This is a genomic window from Rubellimicrobium rubrum, assembly GCF_006152115.1.
Classification (GTDB): Bacteria; Pseudomonadota; Alphaproteobacteria; order Rhodobacterales; family Rhodobacteraceae; genus Rubellimicrobium; species Rubellimicrobium rubrum.
In genome coordinates, this window is record NZ_VDFU01000004.1 from 232,014 (window position 1) to 254,220 (window position 22,207).

The window sequence follows — 22,207 nt, forward strand, 5'->3', positions numbered from 1 at the left end:
TCTCTGAGGGCCGAACCTGAACCAAGGCCCAACGCCGACGCTACGCCAGGCGCGCACCGATGACGGACAGGTCAGTCCAGTCGCCCCGGACTGCCCTGGTGACCGGCGCCAATCGGGGGCTGGGACGAGCAACGGCCGCTGCGCTCGCGGCAGAAGGCGTGAAGGTGTGGCTCGGTGTCCGCGACAGGGGGGCCGGTGAAGACCCCGCACGGGAGATCGGTCGCGGGGCGCGCGTCGTCACACTGGACCTCGACCGCCCCGACACGCTGGCGCATCTTCCCGAGGCCACAGGGCCAGTGGACATCCTCGTCAACAATGCGGGCCTCGCCCATGTCACGCCGATGATCGAGGATCCGGAGGGGTTCGGCACACAGATGCGAGTGATGGTGCATTCCCCCTACGAGTTGATCCGGCTTTATGCACCCGGAATGGCCCAGCGTGGCTGGGGGCGCATCGTCAACGTGTCCTCCATGGCAGGGAGCTTCGGGGCTGGGCTTCCAGGCCCGAACGCTTACGGAGTCGCCAAGGCGTCACTCAATGCCCTCACCCTTGCGTTGTCGCGGCAACTGCCATCGTCGATCAAGATCAACGCGATGTGCCCGGGCTGGATGCGAACCCGCATGGGCCGTGACGACGCCGACGAGCCTGACCTTGCCGCGCGCTACATCCTTCACTTGGCGACCCTGCCGGAGAACGGACCCACGGGGGGCTTTTTCAAGGACGGCGAACCGCAACCCTGGTGAACCGGGACGTCACATGAAAGCCTGGCCCTCCTGCTGATCTGGGCCAGTATCTTCCACGTTCACGCACGCGCAGCTTGGGTCGTCGTCCTTGGACGCTCGGGTTCCGCTGACCCCTATCGGAGACATCATGAAGCAGATCGCCATCCCCCGCACCGACCTTTCGGTGTCCCCGGTCATCCTGGGCCTGATGCGGATCGGAAAAATGTCCGACGCCGAGATCCGTGGCCTTGTCGGAGCGGCGCTCGACGCCGGGGTCAACATGATCGACCACGCTGACATCTATGGCGGCACGCGCCATCACTGCGAAGCCCGCTTTGGCGACGCGATGCAGCTGTCCCAGGCCGACCGCGAGCGGATCGTCATCCAGACCAAGGCCGGCATTCGCGAAGGCTTCTTCGACTTCTCCGAGGAACATCTGCTGCGCTCCGTCGAGGAGTCGCTCAAGGCGCTGCGGACGGACTACATCGACGTGTTCCTGCTCCACCGTCCCGACGCGCTGGTGGAGCCCGAGGAGGTCGCTTTCGCCTTCGACAAGCTCCAGGCGTCGGGCAAGGTGCGCCAGTTCGGCGTGTCCAATCAGTCGCCCGGGCAGATCGAGTTGCTCAAGACTGCGGTGAAGCAGCCGCTGGTGGTGAACCAGGTCCAGCTCTCGATCACTCATGCGCCACTCGTTGCCGAGGGCATAGCGCTCAACATGGCCGGACTCGACCAGTCGATCGAACGCACGAGCGGCCTTCTGGACTGGTCGCGCAAGGAAGGGATGACCCTGCAGGCCTGGTCTCCGTTCCAGAAAGGCTTCTTCGACGGCGTCTTCGTCGGCGACCGCGAGAGCCATCCGGACCTGAACGATGCCTTGGACGAGATCGCGGCAACCCACCACGTCACGCCAACCGGGATTGCTGTAGCCTGGATCCTTCGCCACCCCGCGAACATGCAGGTGGTGCTAGGCACGACGAACCCCCAGCGCGTGCGGGACTGCGTTGCCGGCGCCGGGGTCGTGCTGTCCCGGCCCGAGTGGTACCGGCTCTTCCGCGCGGCCGGGCACATCCTGCCGTAACTTGTCACGCTGCATCGGAGCCACGCACCATGATCTTCCGTGCCGAGATCACCATCGTGATGCAGCAGGGGCGCGCCCTAGTCCCGCCCGCCTCAGATAAAGGCGTTGCCTTCGCTTCCGGCCTGGCAAACCGCGGACGGGCCAGAGGCGCTCGCACAGCCCCAGTGCCGTCGTGACACATTGGACGACCCCGAACCTTCCGATCTGGTCGAGGCAGATGAGGGCGCATTCGAGGATCACCAAGGCTTAGTGGATGGCGGCGCGCCGTTGATAGCGGATCGCTAGGCGGCGGAAGCGGCAGAGCCAGGCGGCTCGCCGCGACGATCAGGACGCAGCGCCGGCGGGGTGGTGCCAGCCCAGGAGACGCCCGGCCTTGCTACTGTCGAAGAGGCTCTCGCACCCTTCGAGTGGACGGGAAAGCGGCACCTCCGGATAGAACCGGGCCACGGCCTCGGCCGTGGGCACCTCTAGCGTGGTGTCGGGGGCCACCACCTGAAAGACCTCGTGGCCGCCGAACTCCGTCTCCAGCGCCAGGACGCAGGCGCGCGCGGCCTCGGTGTCGAGCGTGTAGGCCCAGAGCTCCCGGCGGCCGTCCGCAGCCTCTAGCGTGAACCGGCGAACGGCCGTGGCCCGGTCGGGCACCACCCAGTGCATCCGGAGGCTCGCCACCTGGAGGCCCGGAACGCGCTGGGCCAGCGCCTGCCCCTGCAGCTCGCAGATCCACTTGGAGAGCGCATAAGGGTCGTCCCCCCGGAACGGGTGTGTCTCGTCGATGGGGAAGCACTCGAAGCGATGATGAACCGAGTAGGCCAGGCCGATCGCGTTCACGCTGGAGCCCTGCACGATCCGCCGGATGCCGGCGGCGGTCGCGGCGTCCAGCGCGTTGTAGCTCCCTGTCACGTTGAGGTTGTGGACGTCGTGGGGGTGTCGCCCGCGCGGCGAGGGAATGGCCGCCATGTGGATGAGGGCGTCGCAGCCCCGGAAGGCAGCCAGGAGACCATCGCGGTCGGCCATCTCGAGGACCATGGCCTGCGCCACCTCGGGGGCGTCCTGCGGCGCCGGCTCACGGTCGATCACCACGACCTCCCAGCCCTGCGCCAGGGCCGCAGGCACGATGGCCCGCCCCACGCGGCCCCAGCCACCCGTTATCGCTACCCTCATGCGTCCCTCCTTGCCGCTGCTCAGCGCCCTGCCGAGGGCAGGGGATGGACCAGTTCCATTCTCATGCTCCGCCGATACCGCATGGGGCTCCGTCCATGCACCTGGCGGAACACCCGGTAAAAGTGGCTCAGATCCTCCATGCCGCAGTCGAGCGCCACCTCCAGGATCGGCCGGTCGGTCTCAGCGAGCTGCCGGGCCGCCCATTCCATGCGAACGCCGTTGATCCAGGCCGACGGGGATTTCCCGAACAGCGAGCGGAACGTCCGCGCGACGTGCTCGTGGCTGCGCCCGGTAAGGCCGACAAGCGTCCTGACCCCACCCCGGAGGCGCTCGGGGCTGCGCATCTCGCGGCAGGCCGACACCAGCCAAGCCGGCGCTTCGGGCGGCACTTCGCGGGCCGCGCCGAACAGGCCCACCATGATCTGGAGAAGTGCGCATTCGACCCGCGCCAGTGTCGGCGCGCCTCCCTCCAGCGAGCGCTCTACGGCGCGTAGCGCCGCGAGCCCTGCGGCGTCCGCCCGCTCCAGGCGAGGCATTGCCTCGCCCGACCAGAAGAAGCGCCCCGCCATATCGTCGTAGCGCTGCTCGAGATGGCGCGCCGTCTCTGCCGCGAAGGCCACGTTGACCATCCGGCAAGGCGGCTCGCGATCGTTCTGGAAGGCGTGCAGGTCCGGCGGCCGGATGAAAAGCACGCAGCCGGCCTCCAGCCGGTCCGCGCGGCCGTTGATGAAATGGAGGCAGCTGCCGCTGTCGATCCAGCAGACCTCGAAGAACTCGTGGTCGTGGAGCGCGGCCGGTAGCCTGCGCTCGATGAAGGGACGGCTCATGTAGAAGGCGTCCTGCGGCCCCATCTCGGAGGTCAGGCGAACCGTGAACTGCCTGGGGATATCAAATGCCGCCAATCCCGCGTCAATCCCTGCCAAGACTGCAGGACCATGCTCCGCTACCATGTCAATAGGTGTCAAGTTGCCGCAAGCGCAACGGCACGTCGAAACGATCACGGCCGGGTCCTCTCGGAGCTCGGCCGCAGGGAGGATAGACATGATGCTGAAACGCCGCCTTTGGGCGACGACCATGCTGATGGCCGGACTCGCGGGACAGGGAGCCCTGGCGCAGACTGTGCGGATCGCAGAGCACCGTCAGGCCCGCATCGACGCGCTCGAGGCCGTGGTGCCGGCCATTGAGGAGGCCACGGGCATCGACATCGAGGTCGTCGAGTATCCCGGACCCGACCGGGAATACGTGGCCAAGCTCATCACGGAGCTGCGCGCGGGCTCGGGGCCTGACGTCTTCTCGCTGCCGGGCAGCGACGTCGTGGACTTCGCCACCGCCGGCTATCTGGTGGACCTCACCGAGGACATCCAGGCCTCGGAGGCCTGGGGGCAGTTCTTCCCCGTCGCGCAGCAGCTGGCAGCCGACGCCGAGGGGCGCATCTTCGTGACGCCCACCATGCTGGCGGCACAGCAGCTCTATTTCCGCCGCGACGTGCTGGAGGAGGCCGGGATCTCGACCGAGCAGCCCCAGACCTGGGACGAGCTCCTGCAGCGGGCGATCGACGCCAAAGCGGCGACCGGCGCCTACGGCCTTCTCATGCCCATGGGCCTGACCTGGGGCGGGGGCGCCTTCAACGAGGGATTCTTCCACCTGCTCGCGGGCTCCTCGACGCCGCAACTCGTCACCGAGGATGGCAAGCTCGCGCTCAACAGCGAGGGCGTACTCGAGGTCATGGGCTTCTACGAGCAGCTCGTGGCCAACGACCTCCTGCCGGTGGATCCGCTGCTCGGGCCCGACCCCTGGACCATACCCAAGTATGAGATGTTCCCGTCGGGCGAGCTCCTGATCACCACCTGCGGCTCGTGGTGCTACATCTTCGACTGGGGTCCCCAGAGCAGCAATCCGATCCCCGACGTGACGGAGGCGGTCGGGACTTGGGCGGTGCCCGGGCGCGAGGGCGGGCTCCACGTCCTGGTCAGCCTCAACCATCCCTGGGCCGTCAACGCCAACGCCGCGGACGCAGAAGCGGCGCGGCAGGTCGTCATGGCCATGGCCTCCGTGGACCTGATGACGAGCTACGCCGCCAACGAGGGCAACCTCCCCGCCCGGCGCGACGCCGCAGAGGATCCGGGGTTCCAGGAGCTCACCGCCCTCGTGCAGGTCATGGGCGGACTCGAGAATGGCACCTTCGTGGCCTCGGCCCCGGGTTTCTCCGTGGTGGCGGAAGGCGTGGCGCGTGCCACCGAGGCGCTCCTTCTCAAGCAGGCCGACGCTGCGGGCGCGCAGGCCATCCTGGTGGACTACGTGTCGAGCGCCCTGGGCCCCGACGCCATCGAATGACTCCCGCTCCGGGGCCGGCAACGGCTCCGGGCTGTCCCAACCCCTCAAGGCTGTCCCGCACATGTCGGCACGCTTCCAGCGGCGCGAGGCCCTGCGAAACCGGGCGCTCCTATTGCCTTCGGCGCTTCTTCTCCTGGTCTTCGTGATCTACCCCGCGGGAGTCGCGGTCTGGACCAGCCTGACGAACGAGGCCATGACCGGGCCGGGCGCGCTCAACCCCCGCTTCGTGGGCCTGGGGAATTACCGACGACTCCTGGCAGACGGCAGCTTCTGGAGCTCGCTTGCCGTGACCTTCTGGTTCGTCCTGGGGTCGGCTGTGATCGGACAGTTCGTGCTGGGGCTCCTGTCCGCGATCCTGCTTCAGCGGCCTTTCACCGGCCGCATGCTCCTCAACGCCATCATCCTGATGCCGAACGCCGTCCCGGAGGTGGTCGCGGCCTTCATCTGGGCCTCCATGCTGGCCGCGGGCGACTATGGAACCCTCAACAACGTGGTGGCCTGGTTCGGTGTGGAGCCGCAGCGCTGGCTGACCACGTTCCCCCTCACGATGATCATCGTGGTCAACACTTGGCGTGGCATCGGCTTTGCCATGATCCTGATGACCTCGGGGCTCGCCGCCATCCCGTCCGACCTCTACGAGGCCGCGCGCATGGACGGGGCCAACCGGTGGCAGCGCTTCCGCCGCATCACCCTGCCGCTTCTGGTGCCCACCGTCTTCCTCTACCTGCTGGTCTCGACGGTCTCAACGATCGCCATCTTCGGACTGATCTTCGCCCTGACCCGAGGTGGGCCGGCGGGAGCGACCGAGATCATCGGGATCTACATCTACAACCAGTCCTTCAACTCCTACCAGCTGGGCTACGGCTCAGCCGTGGCGGTGGTCGCGCTTCTCATCTCCCTGGGAGTGGGCCTGCTCTATGTGCGCGCCCTCAAGGTGGACGTATGAGCGCGCCGGGCGACGCCTCTGCAGGCGACGGGGCTGCGCGCGCGGGCCTTCTCGCCCTCATCGCGCTCTACTGCGCGGCTCCCTTCCTGTGGCTTGCGCTTGCGGCGTTCGATCCCGATGCGAGGCTCTTCCTGCAGTGGCCCGAGACGGTGTCGTTCTCGAACTTCCGCCGCGCCTTCGTCGAGGAGGACGGCCTGCTGTGGCTCCTCAACTCGCTTGTCGTCTGCGGCCTCGCCACCCTCCTTGTGGCCGTGCTGGCGGGCTTCGGCGGCTACGCGCTGTCGCGCACCCGCGCTCGGTGGAAGCGGCCTTTCCTTTACTCGATCATCCTGATCCGGGTTATTCCGCCCACTGCGCTGATCGTGCCCCTCTACAAGGTGATGCTCACCGCCAACCTGTCGGTGAACGCCGCCGTGCGCGCCGTCCTGCCCTCCGACTGGGTCCGGCCCGCCATGCGCATGGTGGGCTTCATCGACGGCTACCTTGGATTGATCCTGCTCCTGGCCACGCTCCAGCTCCCGCTGGCGCTCTGGATCATGAAGACCTTCTTCGACGCGATCCCGCGCGAGTTCGAGGAAGCGGCCATCATGGACGGAGCGGGGTTCGGCAAGAGGCTGCGCCGCGTCCTTCTGCCCCTTGCCATGCCGGGGCTCGCGGCCTCGGGCCTGTTCGCCTTCATCGCCTGCTGGGGCGACTTCCTCCTGCCGCTGACCTTTATCTCGTCCCCGGAGCTCCGGATGCTTCCCTTGGGCCTTTACAGCGCCTTCATGCGCTCCGACCAGGTCGACTACGGCCTCCTTGCCGCCATCGCTGTCGTCTACACGCTACCCGCGATTCTCGCCTTCGCTCTGGCGCGGCGCCTTCTCGTGCAGACCTTCAGCGGCGGACTGAAAGGGTAGGAGCATGGCTAGGATCGAACTGAAGAACGTCCGCAAGAGCTTTGGCGGCCTTGAGGTGATCAAGGGCGTGGACATGCGCATCGAAGACGGCGAGTTCGCCGTCTTCGTAGGCCCCTCGGGTTGCGGAAAGTCGACTCTCCTGCGGATGATCGCGGGGCTCGAGACCATCACCTCGGGCTCCTTTGTCCTGGACGGACGCGAGATGAACGACGTGGCGCCCGACAGGCGGGGTATCGCCATGGTCTTCCAGTCCTACGCCCTTTACCCGCACATGACCGTGGCCGAGAACATGGGGTTCTCGCTGGAGGTCCAGGGCCGACCCCGCGCCGATATCCGCCGCGAGGTCGAGGCCGTGGCCGAGCGTCTCCAGCTCACCCCGTTGCTCGACCGCCGCCCCCAGGAGCTGTCTGGCGGGCAGCGCCAGCGCGTGGCCATCGGGCGCGCCATCATCAAGTCGCCCGCCGTTATCCTTTTCGACGAGCCCCTGTCCAACCTCGACGCGGGGCTGCGCGTGCAGATGCGCTCGGAACTGCAGACGCTCCACCGCACCACGCGGGCCACCATCGTCTACGTCACCCACGATCAGGTCGAGGCCATGACGCTCGCCGACAAGATCTTCGTCCTGAAAGAAGGAAATGTCATGCAGGCCGACCATCCGATCGGGCTCTACGACGCGCCCGCCAACGCCTTCGTGGCCCAGTTCATCGGCAGCCCCCGCATGAACATCTTCGACGCCCTAGTCGAGAGGGTAGACACCGGCGAGGCGACGCTCCGGTTTGGGCAGGGCTGGCGGCTCGCCCTGACTGACACGGCTGACGTGGCGGCGGGCGACCGAATACGCCTCGGTATCCGCCCCGAGCACCTGTCCCTGTCGGACGCGGGCGAGGTCGAGGCCTCCGTCATCATCGCCGAGCGACTGGGGATGGAGACCTACATCTCCTTCGACGCTGGCGGGAGCGACCCCGCCGTCGCCCGCGTCGCGGGTGATCACGTGATCGAGCCCGGCGCCCGCGTGCGGCTGGCCATCGACCGGCAGTCCTGCCGCCTCTTCGACGCCTCGGGCCGCGCGCTTTACCGGAGGGCCGCCGCATGACCCTGCGCCTTGCCGTCATCGGTTGCGGCCTCAAGGCCGCCGACTACGCCCGCTCTTGGATGACCTCGCCCGAGGCGCCCGAGGTGTTGGCCCTGACCGATCCCTCGGCCGAGGCGGTGGAGCGCTACGCCGGGATCGTGCGGAGCGCCGGAGGCGCGCCGCCGCGTGTCCACCCCGACGCGCGGGCGCTGCTGGCGGCGGAGGCGGGCCAGGTGGACGCGGTCTACGTAAGCACCCCGCATGCCTTTCATGCCGGAATCGCGCAGGCGGCGCTCGACACCGGGCTCGACGTCCTGCTCGAAAAGCCCATGGCGCTCTCCGCCGAGGAGGCTCGATCGATCCTGGACGCGTGCCGGCGTTCGGGGCGCACCGTGGTGGTCGCCTACCAGGCGTCGCTCTCGCCGCTTCTCGCCCGCCTGCGCGAGCGGGCGGCCGCGGGCGAGTTCGGCGCGCTCCTATCGGTCTCGGGCGAGGTTTGGGAGAACTGGGAGGATCGCTACCGCGGCGGCTGGAAGCAGGTGCCGGCCCTCTCGGGCGGCGGCTTCCTGTTCGACACCGGGTCGCACCTGATGAACGCGGTCGTGGTTCTCTCAGGCCGGGGCTACGAGGCGGTGGCCGCGCGCCTCCAGCCGGAGGACAGCGATCTCGACCTCACGGGTTCGCTCCTGGGTGCGCTCGAGGGCGGGGTCCCCGTGGCTCTCACCTTCTGCGGCCGGACCATTCCGGGATGCGAGTCCGCCCTGACCCTGTTCTTCGAGCGGGCCATCCTGCGGGCGGATATCTGGGGCAAGTGGGCCGAGCTTCGCCCGGCCGACATGGATCCCATCCGCGAGACCGCCGGCGAGGACAAGGGCGCCGTGCTGTCCACCTTCCAGGCCGTGCGGCGCGGCGAGATCGTCAATCCATCTTCGCCCGAGCGCAGCCTCCACTTGGCCGAGCTTTGGGACCTCGTGAAGCAATCCTCCCGCGGAGGCGCCGTCCCGCTGCCTCTGACCACCCGACCCTGAAGGACGATCGATCCATGACGAACCCCATCCGTGTCACCATCTGGAACGAAGGCTGGCACGAGAAGAACGAGGAGCGCATCCGTGCCGTCTACCCCCAGGGCATCCACGCGGCGATCGCGGAAGGCCTCGATGATCCGCGCATCGAGGTCCAGACGGCCACCTTCTTCGACCCCGACCTCGGACTCACGGACGAGGTCCTGGCCTCGACCGACGTCCTCTTCTGGTGGGGCCACGTCGTCCACAGGGACGTGCCCGACGAACTCGTGAACCGGATCCAGGCGCGCGTCCTCGACGGGATGGGCCTGGTGGTCCTGCATTCCGGCCATCATTCGAAGATCTTCCAACGTCTGATGGGGACGAGCTGCAACCTGAGCTGGCGCGAGCACGAGGGCGGCGAGCGCGAGCGCGTCTGGTGCCTCGACCCGGCGCACCCCGTCGCCGAAGGATGCCCCGAGTTCATCGAGATACCCCGGTCCGAGATGTACGGTGAGCCCTTCGACATCCCGCAGCCCGACCGCCTGGTTTTCGTGAGCTGGGTCGAGGGCGGCGAGGTCTTCCGGTCCGGCTGCTGCTACCATCGCGGACGGGGCCGCATCTTCTACTTCAGCCCCGGCCACGAGGCCTTCCCGATCTACTACCAGCCCGAGATCCGGCGCGTGCTGACGAACGCCGCCCTCTGGTGCGCCCCCCTCCACGAGAGCGGCGTGCGTCTGGTCAACCGCCACCGCCCCGAGCCGCTCTCGCCCATCGCGGCTGGGCCAGGGGCCTGAGGAAACCCACATGGCCATCCGTCTTGCCATCGGCCAATTCAACGAGATCGCCGAGGAAAAGCTTCGCTTCGCAGCCCAGCTGGGCGTCGAAGGCATCCAGATGAACAACCCCATCCTGCCAGGGGAGCACCGGTGGGAGCAGGCGGACGTGCGCCGGCTCGTCGAACGGGTGGAGGCCCACGGCCTCCGCTTCGAGGCTATCGAGAACGTGCCCACGCACTTCTACCACAGGGCCATGCTGGGCCTGCCCGGCCGCGACGAGCAGATCGAGAACTATCGCGCGACGATTCGCGCCGTGGCGCGCGCCGGAGTGCCGATCCTAGGCTATCACTTCATGCCGAACTCGGTCTGGACCACCTCGCGCGAACCTTTGGGCCGCGGCGGCGCGCTCGTGCGCCGCTTCGACCTGGCCGTGGTGGAAGCCGCCGGGAGCGATCCGGGCCGGCTCAGGCCTTTCCTGCCCACCCGGCTCGGCACGCAGGCCTCGATGCCGCTGCGCAGCCCCGAGGAACCGCCGCTCGGCCCCGAGGAGATGTGGGCCAACTACGAGTATTTCATCCGGGCCGTGCTCCCGGTGGCCGAGGAGGAGGGAATCAGCCTCGCGCTCCATCCCGACGATCCGCCCGTGCCGATGCTGGGCGGAGTAGCGCGGATCTTCGACGGGCCCGACGGGCTGCGGCGCGCCCATGCCCTGGCTCAGGGCAGCCCTGCCTGGGCGCTCGACCTGTGCCTGGGCAGCCTGTCCGAGTCGCCCGGGGGCCACCGAGCGGTGATCGATGCGATCCGCGAGTTCGGGCCGCGGGGCGCGATCGCCTATGTCCATTTCCGGGACGTGAAGGGTACCGTCCCCTGCTTCGACGAGTGCTTTATCGGCGAGGGCAATTTCGACCCGGCCGAGGCCATGGAGCTTCTCTGGACTTCGGGCTTCGATGGCTTCATCATCGACGACCACGTCCCCCTCATGGACGACGACACGGCCTGGTGCCATCGGGGTCGCGCTCATGCGGTGGGCTACCTCCAGGGTATGATCCGGATGCTGCAACTCCGCGACAGCCAGCGCTGAGGTGTGTGTGCCACTCGACATCCTGGTGGGCAGCTACAACAGTCGTGCCCCCATGAGCGATGCCGTTGCAGGTGTGCATCGGGTGCGCCTCGACCCCGAGGATCTCGCCACAGCCGAGGTCCGGCCGTGGGCAAAGGCGCGGGATCCCTCTTGGCTCGCGCGGGAGCCCGGCTCCATGGACGTGCTGGCCGCCGAGGAGCGGCCCGCATCGGACGGCCCCCGGCTCCTTCGGCTGCGCCGGGACGGCACGGCCATGGTCCTGGCATTCCTGCCTGGCTCCCTGACCTGTCATCTGGCCGTGTCTCCGAATGGGCGGCTTGTGGCCGCCGCGCAATACGGCGACGGGTCCTTGGCCTTGGTCGACCTGTGGGACGGCACCACCCGCGTGGTCCAGCTTGCCGGCTCGGGCCCTGTCCGCGGCCGGCAGGACGGCCCGCATGCCCACTTCGTCCAATTCCAGGACGGGGGACGGACGCTCGCGGCCCTCGATCTCGGAAACGATGCCCTCCATCTCTTGGCGGTTGAGGAAGGGGGCCTATGGCCGGTTTCTCGACTGGCCCTTCCGCCGGGCTCGGGGCCGCGTCATCTCGCGGCCAGCGCCGATGGCAGCCGTCTCTACGTGGCCTGCGAGCTGGACGAGGGCGTACGGCTCGTGCGCCGGGCCGGCCGGGCCCTTGACCTGGGGCCGGTCGTTCATCCCTTTGGGGTCGCGCCGCAAGGAGCGGGGGCCCTTTCGGCCATCTGCCTTTCGCCGGATGAGCGGTTTCTGATGGTGGCCGGTCGCCGGCAGGCCGAGATCGCGGTGCTCCGCCTGGAGGCCGGGACGGGGGCGCCGCACCTCGCGGCCCGGCTTTCCACCGGGGGGCTCTGGCCACGAGACCTGGCCCTCGATCCCTCGGGGCAATGGCTGGTCGTCGCCAACGAACGATCCGGGACCCTCACGCTGTTTACGCGGGACCTAAGGTCGGGGTCGCTCGAACGCATCCCCGGAGCCGTCCCGGTCGCCCACCCGGCCTCGGTCCTGATCGATGCCGGGGCGGCTCCTGGCGGAACGGCGTCGATGCTGTAGTCGCCCGCGGCGGTCTCGATCCGCCGAAGTGGGTTTACGTGAACCCACAGCGGAGACGTCGATGGACGAAGTCAGCGTGATCGTTCTGGATCCGGCCAAACATGTGTTCCAGCTCCACGAGGCGGATGCATCGGGCGGGCTGTGATCGGCAAGCAACTCCGGCGCGCACAGGTGCTGGAGTTCTTCGGCCGGCAGCCCCGGTGTGTGGTTGCCGTGGACGCCTGCGGCGGCGCGCACTTCTGAGGCCGCGAGTTGGCCGGGCTGGGGCACGGGGTGCAGGTGATCCCGCCCGCGTACGTGAAGCCCTTTGTGAAGCTTCACCATAGCGATGCTGGGTCTCGGGAAGTGATCAAGGAGACGGTCGAGCTCGGGACGGTGGCAGAGCGATCCGCTGATCCTGTCTGCGGACACACGGTCCGCTCCGGACGCTTTCAAAGCGTCGGGTTGTGCGTATCAAGGCTCTGGCTGTCGTAGACCAGCGCGTAGCCGAGGATCTTGGACAAAACCCTCCTAGAACCCTTGAGGGTTCCGCCCTGGTCGACTCCTTGGTCCGGCTCTGCATGCCAGGTTGGAACAAAGACGACCGTTTCTGATCCCGCGAGGGACGGAAGGTCCTTGACTTGGGCGCTCTCCGAACTCCTCTCGATGAAACCACGGGTGTTCCCAAGGCCGGCCCTGAAGCTCCCGCGCCATGGCTTCCTGTCCTCAAGGGCGCTTGTTTAAGGCTGGCCCGAGCATCCTCTTAGCTGGATGCCAGCGGGTCTCGGGCCCTCAGTTGCCGGCTCAGGGCCGCTTCGAGCTCTTCGAACTCGAATGGCTTGCGCAACACCAAGGAGCTCTCGCCCATGGCCTGCGCGATCGCGGCCGTATCGCCGTAACCCGTCACGAAGATGATGGGCAGATCGGGCCGGGTTCTACGCACCGCCTCCGCCACCTCAGCCCCGTTCATGCCCGGCATCGCAAAGTCGACAACGATCACGTCGGGCTCCTGATCCAGAACAGACAAGCCCTCCGAACCACTGCTAGCCTCGAGCACACGATGACCTAAGGCCTCGATCTCGGCCACGAGCGACCGTCGCACCAGATCATCATCGTCGATGACAAGAATGGTGGCACCGGTTGTCCCGTCCTGCTCCCTTTTCGCCATGCCCGTTGTGCGTTCACCTTCCAGAGCTCGTTCGGCTTGGCGAAGGAACACGCAGACCGCTGTGCCCTGCCCGGGATGGGTGTTGAGCCGGACGGTGCCCCCGGACTGTCGGGCCATGGCATAGACCTGGCTCAGGCCCAAGCCCGTCCCTCTGCCAAGCCCTTTGGTGGTGAAGAAGGGCTCGAAGGCTCGCTGCGCCACCTCGGGCGTCATACCCGTTCCGGTGTCCCTGACGCAGATCAGCACGTAGTCCCCTGGCGGGAGCTCCGGGTCGTCGTCCTTGTTCTGAGCTTCCGCACTGATACTGATCGTGCCGCCCTCGGGCATGGCGTCGCGGGCGTTGATGGCCAGGTTCAGGATCGCCATCTCGAGTTGGGTCGGGTCGGCTAGGGCTGCGAGGTTCCGATCAGGCGTCTCGATGCGCACCAGCGACATGGGGCCCAGGGTTCGCTGTAGGAGATCCTGTAGACCTTCAAGAGCCTGAGCCACTTGGACGGGCTTCACAGCGAGCTGTTGGGAGCGCGCGAAGGCCAGAAGCTGCGCGGTGAGGCTGCCTCCCCGGCGGGCCGCCTCCATGCCCTGCTCGGCCAACAGGCACACCCGTTCGGGGTTGTCCGATCGCTTGCGTATGAGCGCAAGGCTGCCCTGCACGGCTTGCAGGAGGTTGTTGAAGTCGTGCGCGATGCCGCCCGTCAGCTGGCCCAGCGCCTCCATCTTCTGGCTCTGGCGCAGGATCTCCTCGCGTTCGCGCTCCTGGGTGATGTCGCGGCCCACCACGTAGAACTGCTCTCCTTCCGCGACCCCGGTCCAGGAAAGCCAGACTACCCGGCCATCCCGGCAGATCATGCGGTTCAGGTACTTCTGTACGAGGTCCCCGGCGCGCAACTGCTGCACTGCATCCACCAAGGTCCCGTGATCGTCAGGATGTACGAACTCCACGAACGGTCGCGACAGTATCTCCTCGTCCGGCACCCCGAGAAGACGGCTCCAGGCCGGGTTGACCGAGGTCAGGAACCCATCAAAGCCGCCTACCGCGAAGAGATCGTTCGACAGCGCGAAGAAACGGTCGAGCTCGCGCCGGCGCTCCTCGACCTCGCCTTCCAGCGCCTCGGCATGCGAGCGGAGCGCCTCGGCCTTCCGGTACTCCTCCGTCACGTCGATCTCGATGCCAACGAGCCGGGTAATCATCCCTTCGGGTCCCGCGACCGCAGTCTGGTGCGAGCGCATCCAGCGCGTCTCGCCGGCCACGATCACCCGGTAGTCCAAGTCGTGCGTCCCACCCTCCCGGCGGACGAGCTCGGTCTGGTCCATGACCGTGGCGAGGTCGTCCGGATGGATCAGCGCCTTCCAGGCCGCGACGACATCGGAAGGTGGTGTGGTCACTGGGTCGATCCCGAAGAGCACGTACTCCTCGGGCGACCACACGGTCACGTCGGCGACCAGGTCCCACTCCCAGACGCCCGCCCGGGCGGCCTTGCTGGCGAGCTGAAGGCGGGCCTCGCTGGCGCGAAGGTCTTCTTCGGCTTTCCGCGGCTCGGTCTCGTCGGACAGGACACCGAGAGCCCGGACCGGCCGGCCCTCGGCATCGAAGAGGACGTCGCAGCGAAGTCGCAGCCAGCGGTGCGACCCCTCCGGGTGCATGTAGCGGAAGCTGTTCTCGAACGAGGTCTCGCCGCGCTCCATGGCGGCCCGGTTCTCCGTCTGCAGTCGCTCCTGCTCGCCGGGAGCATAGCGCGCGCGGACGGCATTGAGGTCTAGGACCTCGTTCTCGGGAAACCCCAGTATGCGATTGAGTTCGGGCGAATGAGTGACGGAGTCGTGGATCACATCGAGATCCCATACGACCATGCGGCCCGCCTCAATCGCGAGCCGGAGGTGCTGGGCCCTCTCGCGCTCCGCTTCTTCAAGCTTGCGCCGGGTGCTGATGTCTTGGATCGTCCCTACGTACCGCACCACCGCCGGGCCGCTCGCAGTGGGCTCAAAGATGGCTTCGCCGCTCGCCTGTACCCAGCGGACCGTGCCGTCTGGAAGCAGAAGCCGGTACTCGTAGCTGTCCCGGGCGTGGCTCTCCTCGCTCATTGCCACCCGCGAGACCGACCAGATGCGATCACGGTCCTCGGGGTGGATGCGACCGAAAACGAGCTCGGACGTGACCTCCTGATCCACGGGAATGCCATAGAGCCTCTTGGCACGCTCTGAGTAGGTCAGCTGCCTGGAGCGCGCATCCCAGTCCCAGATGCCGATCTCGGCCGAGTCCGTGGCGAGCTTGAGCCGGGTGCGTTCCTCCTGAAGCGCCTGGGCCGCGGCGGTCTCCTCAGTGGCGTCCTCCTGGACGCATAGCCAGTAGCTTTGGCCATCGATCTCGACGGCGCTGATCCGCGACCGGGTGGTGAACAGGGTATGGTCCTTGCGGCGGTTATGCCATTCGCCCTGCCACGAGCCGGAGCGCTTCAGCTCGTCGATGACCTTTGTGACGATTCGCTCGTTCTCCTCGGGCGTGTAGGCGTTCTGGACAGTGACGTGCTGACCCCAGAGCTCGCCAGCCTCATAGCCAAAGAGATCATCCTCGGCGGGGTTGGTGTAGACGATCGTGCCATCCTCGCGGGACAAGCTCACGCCCTCCGTCATGCGGTCCAGGAGGACGCGTGTAAGGCTGCCGGGGTTGGTGAGGTCTCCAAGAGCAGATGGAAGGAGACGAGGTGGGTTCATCATACGACCTGAGCAGTCCAGACACATCCGGGTACGCTACTGCGGTGCTGGACCGAGTGCTATTGCCAAGGAACGAGAAACACACCTGTTAGATGTCAGCTCCGAACCATGACAGTCATGATGGTTCCAAGGAGCCGCGTCCAAATCTGGGGAGGCGGCATGCTTCGTGCCGGGCAGACCATTGGTCTTGGCAGGCGCTTCCAGGGCGGTCGGCAGGCGCCCGAGCCCCACACGCGATCGGCTTGGGGAGGTCAGCTCCACGGCCGCAGCCGAGCAGGAAGCTTACTCACCGGCCGGTCTCAGACCGCACCGATCAGAGGTGCCTCAGGCTCGGTGCGCGGTCCTGCCTGGACCGAGATCGGGAACAACACCACAAATCGGGTGCCCGGAGGACCTTCGACCGTCAGCGTCCCTTCCAGCTGTCGCAGGAAGCCGTCGAGGAGCTTCATGCCCACCCCGGTGGCTGTTGCTCGGGCCTCGGCCGCGGGCAGCCCAGTCCCGTCGTCCTCCACGATCAGCCGGAGCTGGCTCGAACTCGCAGCCCCAAGGACGATGCGGATGGTGCCCTGATCCCGTGCCTTGAAGGCGTGCTTTATCGCGTTGAGCACCAACTCGGTCACGAGAAGGCCCAAGGCGATGCCTTGGCCGGGCGACAGGGCAACACCTGCCTCGGCATCCACCTCGATGCGGACCGCGTCGCCTTTGACGAAAGCCAGGACCAGATCACGCGTGAGACCGCCAAGATAGGCGGCAGCGTCCAGTTCCTGCATTTCGTCACGCGTGATCTGGAACAGCTGCCGATGGACCAGTGCCATGGACCGAATGCGCTCCTCGGCCTCAGTGATGATCCGACGGGCCAGGGGGTCGGCAACACGGCGGGTTTGAAGAGCAAAAATGCTCTCCATGAGCTGAAAGCTGTTCATGACTCGGTGGCTCATCTCTCGCGCCAAGAGTTCGTTGCGATCTGCCAACCGCTCCTTCTCAGCGGCGGTTGCGCGGAGCGCCGCCTCCGCCCGGTCCCGTTCTTCTCGGCTCGTGTTGAGCTCGTCCATGTAGCTGTCGAAGGTGGCGCCGAGCGCCTCGATCTCGCCGTCGCGGGAGCACATGTTCGTCCGGATGGCCTCGTCGCCGGCGCGCCTCGCAGCAAGGGCTGACGCAATCTGAGACACCGGTCCTCGCACAAGGCGCTGCCCCAGAAACCACGACAGCCCGCCGGCCACGATCACGGCCGCGAGTACCAGTGCCAGCGTCCGGCGGGCCGCTGCATCGAAAGGCCCGAACGCCTCCTCCCGGGCGATGCCGGTGCTGATATAGAGACCGACTGGCGACAAGCCTGCAGGAATATAGCCCAGGATACGCTGGGTGCCGTCCTGGCTCGTCACCTCGATCGAGCCCGGTGCCCCAGCACGGACGAGGGGCTGAAACGCCTCGGGAATGGCAGTGCCGACGAAACGCTCAGGAAAGGGCTCGCGCGCGATGATGACGCCATTGCGGTCGGCAATGGTCAGGGAGCCGTTCCGCGCCAGTTGCCGTTCGCGCAGCGTGGCGCCCAGCCAGTCCAGGTCCATGGAGGTGGCCACCACCCCCCGCGGCTGGCCGTCGGCCCCGAGAATGGCCAAGGCCAGGGGCAGGACCTTGTCGCCCGTGACCCGGCTCACGGTGTACTCGCCCACGACCAGGCGGCCTCCGTTGGCGAGTGCCTCGGTGAAATAGGGCCGGTCCGACAGGTCAAGGCCCTGCGCTGTCGGGTCGGACCCGCAGACCACGGTCCCCTCCAGGTCGAGGATGCTGATCCGGGTGAACTGCGGCAGTGCGGGCGCGAGATGCACCAGGAAGTTCGAGCAGCCTTCTATGTCGAACCTCTGCACGACTGGGGCCGCCGCCATGGCATGGAGAATGCCATCGGCCCCCGAGGTCAAGCGTTCCATCTCCCTGGCAGCCTGCTCGGCGGTCGCGATTGCCAGGGCGCGGATCTCCGTGCCGCGGTTTTGGCGAAGCGCCGCCTCGTTGTAGACAAGCACCCCCAGGATCGGGAGCAGCGCGGCCGCGGTGATCGCCACGATCCTCTGAGCCAGCGAAAGCCGTACCATTCCAGTTTCCCGAAGTTCCCCAAGCGCATCCTAGCGAAGTACTTGGGAAATGAGGAGGAGGCGTTGCTCCATCGGCCGGAACATCCCTCTACACCAGCCGTCGGGAGGACGTTCCGGTGCGAGTTCGACATGAACCAAGCCTATCGGGCCGGGCCAGACACGATCGAACGACCCTGCACCCAGGTCGGGCCTCTTTCACCATCGGAGGTCGGGTCGGTTCTTGGTCGGGACGGCTTGCTTTATGTCTGCAAGGAACGGGATTATAGTCCAATGTCGTCTGGTCGCCTGGTTCGGTGACACGCCTACAAAACCTTCCGGCTCTGACGCTGGGCTTCGTTGTCCAGTCAAGCGTCCCCGCCCAACTTAGGACCGCACGACTTTGATGCTTCAGGATGGTGGGGACGTGTCTTTCGCTCCAGGGACGAGCGCTGCCCGAGCCTTCTTGGCCGGCGGCGGCGACATGGCTGCCCGCATCCGCACCTTCGATTGGGGGACCACACCGCTCGGGGTGCCCGAGGATTGGCCCCCGTCGCTGCGTACAGCCCTCTCCATCTGCCTCCACTCGGCTTTTCCGACCGCAATCTACTGGGGCCCCGAGCTTCGGCACCTCTACAACGACGCATGGATCCCGATCCTAGGAGAGCGACACCCTTGGGCGCTGGGGCGGCCAGCGTCGGAGGTCTGGGGCGACATCTGGGGCGTCATCGGCCCGCAGCTTGCGGATGTCATGCGAATTGGGGCGGGCTTCTCCACCTTTGACCAGCACCTGCCGATCGAGCGCGACGGTCGGGTGAGCGAGACCTACTGGAACTACAGCTTCACGCCCATCAGGGGCGAGGACAGCCAGGTCATGGGGGTCTTCACCCAGGCACACGAGGTGACGGACCGCGTCCTCGGCGAACGTCGCGGCCGGTTCCTTCTGGATCTGAGCGACCGCCTACGCGCGCTCTCAGACCCACGTGCCATCATCGACACGGCCCAGGAAGCGCTGGGGCACCACCTCAACGCCAACCGAGTGGGCTATGGCGAGGTGGAGGAGACGGCGCGCTACTTCACGACCGAGCGCAACTGGACCGACGGCACGGTTCCGACCCGCGAAGGCACGCATGATCTCGCAGGCTTCGGGCCCGAGGTGCTGGCTGCGCTCCGTGCCGGTGTGCCACTCCTGATCCAGGATGCCGCGACAGACCCGCGAACGAACTCACCCGACGCACTCGCCGCCTTCGACGCCATCGACACGCGGGCGGTGATCACCGCCTCATTGGTGAAGGAGGGGCGGATGCGGGCGGCGCTTTACGTCCACGCCCGCGAGGCACGCCCGTGGACTGAGCGCGACGCCGAGCTTGTGACCGAGGTGGCCGAGCGCACCTGGTCGGCAGTGGAGCGCGCCCGGGCCGAGACCCAGACCAAGGTCAGCGAGGAGCGGTTCCGCACCGCGCTCGAGATCGAGACGGTGGGCGCGATCTACTTCGACATGCAAGGCCGCCTCACCGACGCCAACGACGCCTTTCTCCGAATGAGCGGCTACCCCCGCGACGATCTCGAAGCGGGACGGCTGACCCTGCAGGGTCTGGTTCCGCCGGAGTGGAAAGGGGATCCTGAGCGGACCTTGGCTGAGCTGAGAACCAAGCGACAGACCACGCCCCAGGAGAAGGAGTACATCCGCTCGGACGGGTCGCGATGGTGGGCGCTTTGTGCGTCCAAGGTCCTCCCCGATGGCACGGCCTTCAAGTTCGTCCTGGACATCACAGACCGGAAGACGGTGGAGGCTGCCCTCCATGAGGAGAGTCGCACGCTCGAGACTCTAAACCGCACGGGTGAGGCAGTCGTAGGCGAGCTGGACTTTGAGCCTTTGATTCAGCTCATCACCGACGCCGGAGTGGAGCTTACTGGCGCCAGGTTCGGCTCGTATTTCCACAACGAGATGGATGAGACTGGGGAGCGGCTGCATCTGTTCACCCTTTCAGGTGCCGAACGGGAGGCGTTCACCAGAATGGGCCGCCCGCGCGCCACGGGCGTGTTCGGGCCGACCTTCCGGAATGAAGGCGTGATCCGCTCGGGCGACATCCTGGCTGACCCGCGCTATGGTCAGTTCGAGCCGCATCGCGGCATGCCAAAGGGGCACCTTCCGGTCCGCAGCTACCTGGCCGTCTCGGTCGTCTCGCGTTCGGGCGAGGTGCTGGGGGGTCTCCTGTTCGGCCACCCCGAGCGTGACCGCTTCACCGAGCGGCACGAGCGGCTTATTGTTGGCTTGGCTGCGCAGGCGGCGATTGCTGTCGACAACGCGCGGCTGTTCCAGGCGGTACAGAGCGCCAACGAGACGCTGGAGCATCGCGTGGCCGAGCGGACGGCCGAGCTTACGCAGGCGCATGAGGCGCTCCGTCAGGCGCAGAAGATGGAAGCCGTCGGTCAACTCACCGGCGGCATCGCCCATGACTTCAACAACCTGCTCGCCGGCATGAGCGGCAGCCTGGACGCTATCGAGCGACGGCTGGCACAGGGGCGGCTTGAGGGGCTCGAACGCTTCATCAAGGGCGCGCAATCGTCCTCACAGCGAGCCGCGGCCCTCACCCAGCGCCTTCTGGCCTTTGCGCGTCGGCAGACACTCGACCCCAAACCCACAGACGTGAACCGGCTCGTCTTTGGCATGGAAGAGCTGATCCGGCGCACCGTAGGCCCGGGCATTGAAGTAGAGGTCGTCGGTGCGGGCGGGCTGTGGCCGGCCCAGATCGATGGGGCCCAGCTCGAAAGCGCGCTCCTCAACCTCGCGATCAATGCTCGGGACGCTATGCCGGAGGGCGGGCGTCTCACGATCGAGACCGCCAACAAGTGGCTCGACGAGCGGGCCGCGAAGGAGCGGGAGCTCGCGCCGGGTCAGTACCTGTCGCTCTGCGTGACCGACACTGGGACCGGGATGCCCAAGGACATCGTCGAGCGCATCTTTGATCCCTTCTTCACCACCAAGCCGCTGGGCAAGGGCACTGGGCTGGGCCTGTCCATGGTGCATGGCTTCGTGCGCCAGTCAGGGGGCCAAGTGCGTGTCTACTCCGAGGTGGGTCAAGGCACGACCATGTGCCTGTATCTGCCAAGATACCACGGGGAACTGGCACAGGACCAAGACGGCCAGGGGCTCGCGATAGACGAACTCGGCAGCGGCGAGACGGTGCTCGTCATCGACGACGAGCCCACGGTGCGGATGTTGATCGTCGAGGTGCTGGAGGAGGCAGGTTATGCGGCTCTGGAAGCAGAGGACGGCCCGTCAGGATTGAGGATCCTTCAGTCGGATGCCAAGATAGACCTCCTCATTACCGATGTGGGTCTACCTGGGGGCATGAATGGGCGTCAGGTTGCGGATGCCGCCCGCGTCATGCGCCCGGAGCTCAAGGTGCTGTTCGTCACGGGCTTTGCCGAGAACGCGGCCGTGGGGAACGGCCACCTCGAGCCCGGCATGGAAGTCATAACCAAGCCGTTCGTGATGGCCGACCTGGCCCAGAAGATCAGCGAGATGGTCGAGGGCTGAGTTTGTGGCGTCATCCCACAGGACATTCTCCCTCGCTTGAGCCAGACTGCGTCCTCAGAACTGATTGTGAGGCAGATCTCACTGCTTCATCGACCCAAACAGGCAAAAACCTGAGGAGGTCTGAGCGAACGCTTCCTAAGAGGGATTGATAGTGGTGCCGCAGATGCGTCCCGGTCATTCACCGACGATCCCGCTCCTCAAGGTCGTTGTATAGCACCGACCCAGCGGCGCTGACCGAGCAAAGAAGCGCCGTCCTTAACAATCACGCGACGGCCCGAATTCGAGGAAGTGGTCGAGAACGTTGCGTAGTCACGCCGCACCTTTTCCTGATTGGTGGCCAGCCCCCGACCCCGGCTCCAAGCTCAATGGTAGTTCGTTGGGGCACTTGCCCCTGACCCTGAGTTTGGTCTGGGGTTTATGCCAGGTTTCGGGCAAGGTGAGCTTGGTCTGCGCAGGCCCGAGGCGTCGAGCCGCCCCGGGCTGAGTGGGGTCTCTTGTTGTTGGTCTCCCTTCTCCAGAGTTCGATCCGGTCGCGGGCGTCGGCCATGGACAGGAACCAGGACGCGTTGAGGCACTCCGCTCGCAGGCGGCCGTGGAAG

At 66.9% G+C, this 22,207-nt stretch carries 16 protein-coding genes; 11 read left to right on the top strand and 5 right to left on the bottom strand.

Annotation, left to right across the window (positions count from 1 at the left end):
- Positions 1–59: 59 nt before the first annotated feature.
- Together FHG66_RS05720 and FHG66_RS05725 are read left to right on the top strand one after the other, a co-directional pair.
- On the top strand, positions 60–743 hold the full coding sequence (locus FHG66_RS05720) for an SDR family NAD(P)-dependent oxidoreductase (protein ID WP_139075776.1): 684 nt from the start codon (positions 60–62) through the stop codon (positions 741–743).
- A 127-nt stretch (positions 744–870) separates the two neighbouring features.
- Positions 871–1,800, top strand: coding sequence for an aldo/keto reductase (locus tag FHG66_RS05725; protein ID WP_139075777.1), 930 nt, complete (start codon positions 871–873; stop codon positions 1,798–1,800).
- Positions 1,801–2,124: 324 nt separating this feature from the next.
- Here the strand turns inward: FHG66_RS05725 and FHG66_RS05730 are convergent, their stop codons facing one another.
- Both FHG66_RS05730 and FHG66_RS05735 read right to left on the bottom strand, forming a co-directional pair.
- A complete protein-coding gene (locus tag FHG66_RS05730; RefSeq protein WP_139075778.1) occupies positions 2,125–2,961 on the bottom strand; it encodes an NAD-dependent epimerase/dehydratase family protein in 837 nt (278 codons plus the stop codon).
- Between the two features lie 20 nt (positions 2,962–2,981).
- Complete coding sequence (locus tag FHG66_RS05735) at positions 2,982–3,863, bottom strand: helix-turn-helix transcriptional regulator (protein WP_176556142.1); 882 nt, start codon at positions 3,861–3,863, stop codon at positions 2,982–2,984.
- 139 nt (positions 3,864–4,002) lie between these two features.
- On the opposite strand from FHG66_RS05735, the gene FHG66_RS05740 reads away from it, so the two are divergent.
- From FHG66_RS05740 to FHG66_RS05775, 8 genes are all read left to right on the top strand, one after another.
- A complete protein-coding gene (locus FHG66_RS05740) occupies positions 4,003–5,295 on the top strand; it encodes an ABC transporter substrate-binding protein (RefSeq protein ID WP_218013796.1) in 1,293 nt (430 codons plus the stop codon).
- A 61-nt stretch (positions 5,296–5,356) separates the two neighbouring features.
- Positions 5,357–6,241, top strand: coding sequence for a carbohydrate ABC transporter permease (locus tag FHG66_RS05745; RefSeq protein ID WP_139075780.1), 885 nt, complete (start codon positions 5,357–5,359; stop codon positions 6,239–6,241).
- Positions 6,238–7,140 (top strand): carbohydrate ABC transporter permease, encoded by a 903-nt coding sequence (locus FHG66_RS05750; protein WP_139075781.1) that lies wholly within the window; start codon positions 6,238–6,240, stop codon positions 7,138–7,140. Before FHG66_RS05745 ends, FHG66_RS05750 begins: the two co-directional genes overlap by 4 nt.
- 4 nt (positions 7,141–7,144) lie before the next feature.
- Positions 7,145–8,233, top strand: a complete 1,089-nt coding sequence (locus FHG66_RS05755; RefSeq protein WP_139075782.1) for an ABC transporter ATP-binding protein — start codon at positions 7,145–7,147, stop codon at positions 8,231–8,233.
- Positions 8,230–9,240: a Gfo/Idh/MocA family protein gene (locus tag FHG66_RS05760; protein ID WP_139075783.1), complete on the top strand. Its 1,011-nt coding sequence runs from the start codon at positions 8,230–8,232 to the stop codon at positions 9,238–9,240. The genes FHG66_RS05755 and FHG66_RS05760 overlap by 4 nt, the downstream gene beginning before the upstream one ends.
- A 14-nt stretch (positions 9,241–9,254) precedes the next feature.
- Complete coding sequence (locus FHG66_RS05765; RefSeq protein ID WP_139075784.1) at positions 9,255–10,010, top strand: ThuA domain-containing protein; 756 nt, start codon at positions 9,255–9,257, stop codon at positions 10,008–10,010.
- A 10-nt stretch (positions 10,011–10,020) separates the two neighbouring features.
- Positions 10,021–11,073, top strand: coding sequence for a mannonate dehydratase (locus tag FHG66_RS05770; RefSeq protein ID WP_139075785.1), 1,053 nt, complete (start codon positions 10,021–10,023; stop codon positions 11,071–11,073).
- Between the two features lie 7 nt (positions 11,074–11,080).
- Positions 11,081–12,142: a lactonase family protein gene (locus FHG66_RS05775; RefSeq protein WP_139075786.1), complete on the top strand. Its 1,062-nt coding sequence runs from the start codon at positions 11,081–11,083 to the stop codon at positions 12,140–12,142.
- A gap of 742 nt (positions 12,143–12,884) precedes the next feature.
- Here the strand turns inward: FHG66_RS05775 and FHG66_RS05780 are convergent.
- Positions 12,885–16,025 carry a PAS domain-containing hybrid sensor histidine kinase/response regulator gene (locus FHG66_RS05780; RefSeq protein WP_139075787.1) on the bottom strand — a complete coding sequence of 1,047 codons (3,141 nt, stop codon included), beginning with the start codon at positions 16,023–16,025 and terminating at the stop codon, positions 12,885–12,887.
- A gap of 272 nt (positions 16,026–16,297) precedes the next feature.
- Positions 16,298–18,088: a sensor histidine kinase gene (locus FHG66_RS05785; protein WP_139075788.1), complete on the bottom strand. Its 1,791-nt coding sequence runs from the start codon at positions 18,086–18,088 to the stop codon at positions 16,298–16,300.
- A gap of 403 nt (positions 18,089–18,491) precedes the next feature.
- Between FHG66_RS05785 and FHG66_RS05790 the strand changes: the two genes are divergently transcribed.
- On the top strand, positions 18,492–21,608 hold the full coding sequence (locus FHG66_RS05790) for a GAF domain-containing protein (RefSeq protein ID WP_139075789.1): 3,117 nt from the start codon (positions 18,492–18,494) through the stop codon (positions 21,606–21,608).
- A 415-nt stretch (positions 21,609–22,023) separates the two neighbouring features.
- Here the strand turns inward: FHG66_RS05790 and FHG66_RS05795 are convergent.
- Positions 22,024–22,207 (bottom strand): integrase core domain-containing protein (locus FHG66_RS05795; RefSeq protein WP_139075790.1); only part of this gene is annotated, 184 nt, incomplete at its 5' end.

What these genes read in the sequence shown, in the direction of transcription:
- FHG66_RS05770 (WP_139075785.1), top strand. Translation starts at nt 10,021, where the DNA reads ATGGCCATCCGTCTTGCCATCGGCCAATTCAACGAGATCGCCGAGGAA.
- FHG66_RS05765 (WP_139075784.1), top strand. Translation starts at nt 9,255, where the DNA reads ATGACGAACCCCATCCGTGTCACCATCTGGAACGAAGGCTGGCACGAG.
- FHG66_RS05725 (WP_139075777.1), top strand. Translation starts at nt 871, where the DNA reads ATGAAGCAGATCGCCATCCCCCGCACCGACCTTTCGGTGTCCCCGGTC.
- FHG66_RS05730 (WP_139075778.1), bottom strand. Translation starts at nt 2,961, where the DNA reads ATGAGGGTAGCGATAACGGGTGGCTGGGGCCGCGTGGGGCGGGCCATC.
- FHG66_RS05740 (WP_218013796.1), top strand. Translation starts at nt 4,003, where the DNA reads ATGATGCTGAAACGCCGCCTTTGGGCGACGACCATGCTGATGGCCGGA.
- FHG66_RS05750 (WP_139075781.1), top strand. Translation starts at nt 6,238, where the DNA reads ATGAGCGCGCCGGGCGACGCCTCTGCAGGCGACGGGGCTGCGCGCGCG.
- FHG66_RS05720 (WP_139075776.1), top strand. Translation starts at nt 60, where the DNA reads ATGACGGACAGGTCAGTCCAGTCGCCCCGGACTGCCCTGGTGACCGGC.
- FHG66_RS05745 (WP_139075780.1), top strand. Translation starts at nt 5,357, where the DNA reads ATGTCGGCACGCTTCCAGCGGCGCGAGGCCCTGCGAAACCGGGCGCTC.
- FHG66_RS05785 (WP_139075788.1), bottom strand. Translation starts at nt 18,088, where the DNA reads ATGGTACGGCTTTCGCTGGCTCAGAGGATCGTGGCGATCACCGCGGCC.
- FHG66_RS05780 (WP_139075787.1), bottom strand. Translation starts at nt 16,025, where the DNA reads ATGTGTCTGGACTGCTCAGGTCGTATGATGAACCCACCTCGTCTCCTT.
- FHG66_RS05755 (WP_139075782.1), top strand. Translation starts at nt 7,145, where the DNA reads ATGGCTAGGATCGAACTGAAGAACGTCCGCAAGAGCTTTGGCGGCCTT.
- FHG66_RS05760 (WP_139075783.1), top strand. Translation starts at nt 8,230, where the DNA reads ATGACCCTGCGCCTTGCCGTCATCGGTTGCGGCCTCAAGGCCGCCGAC.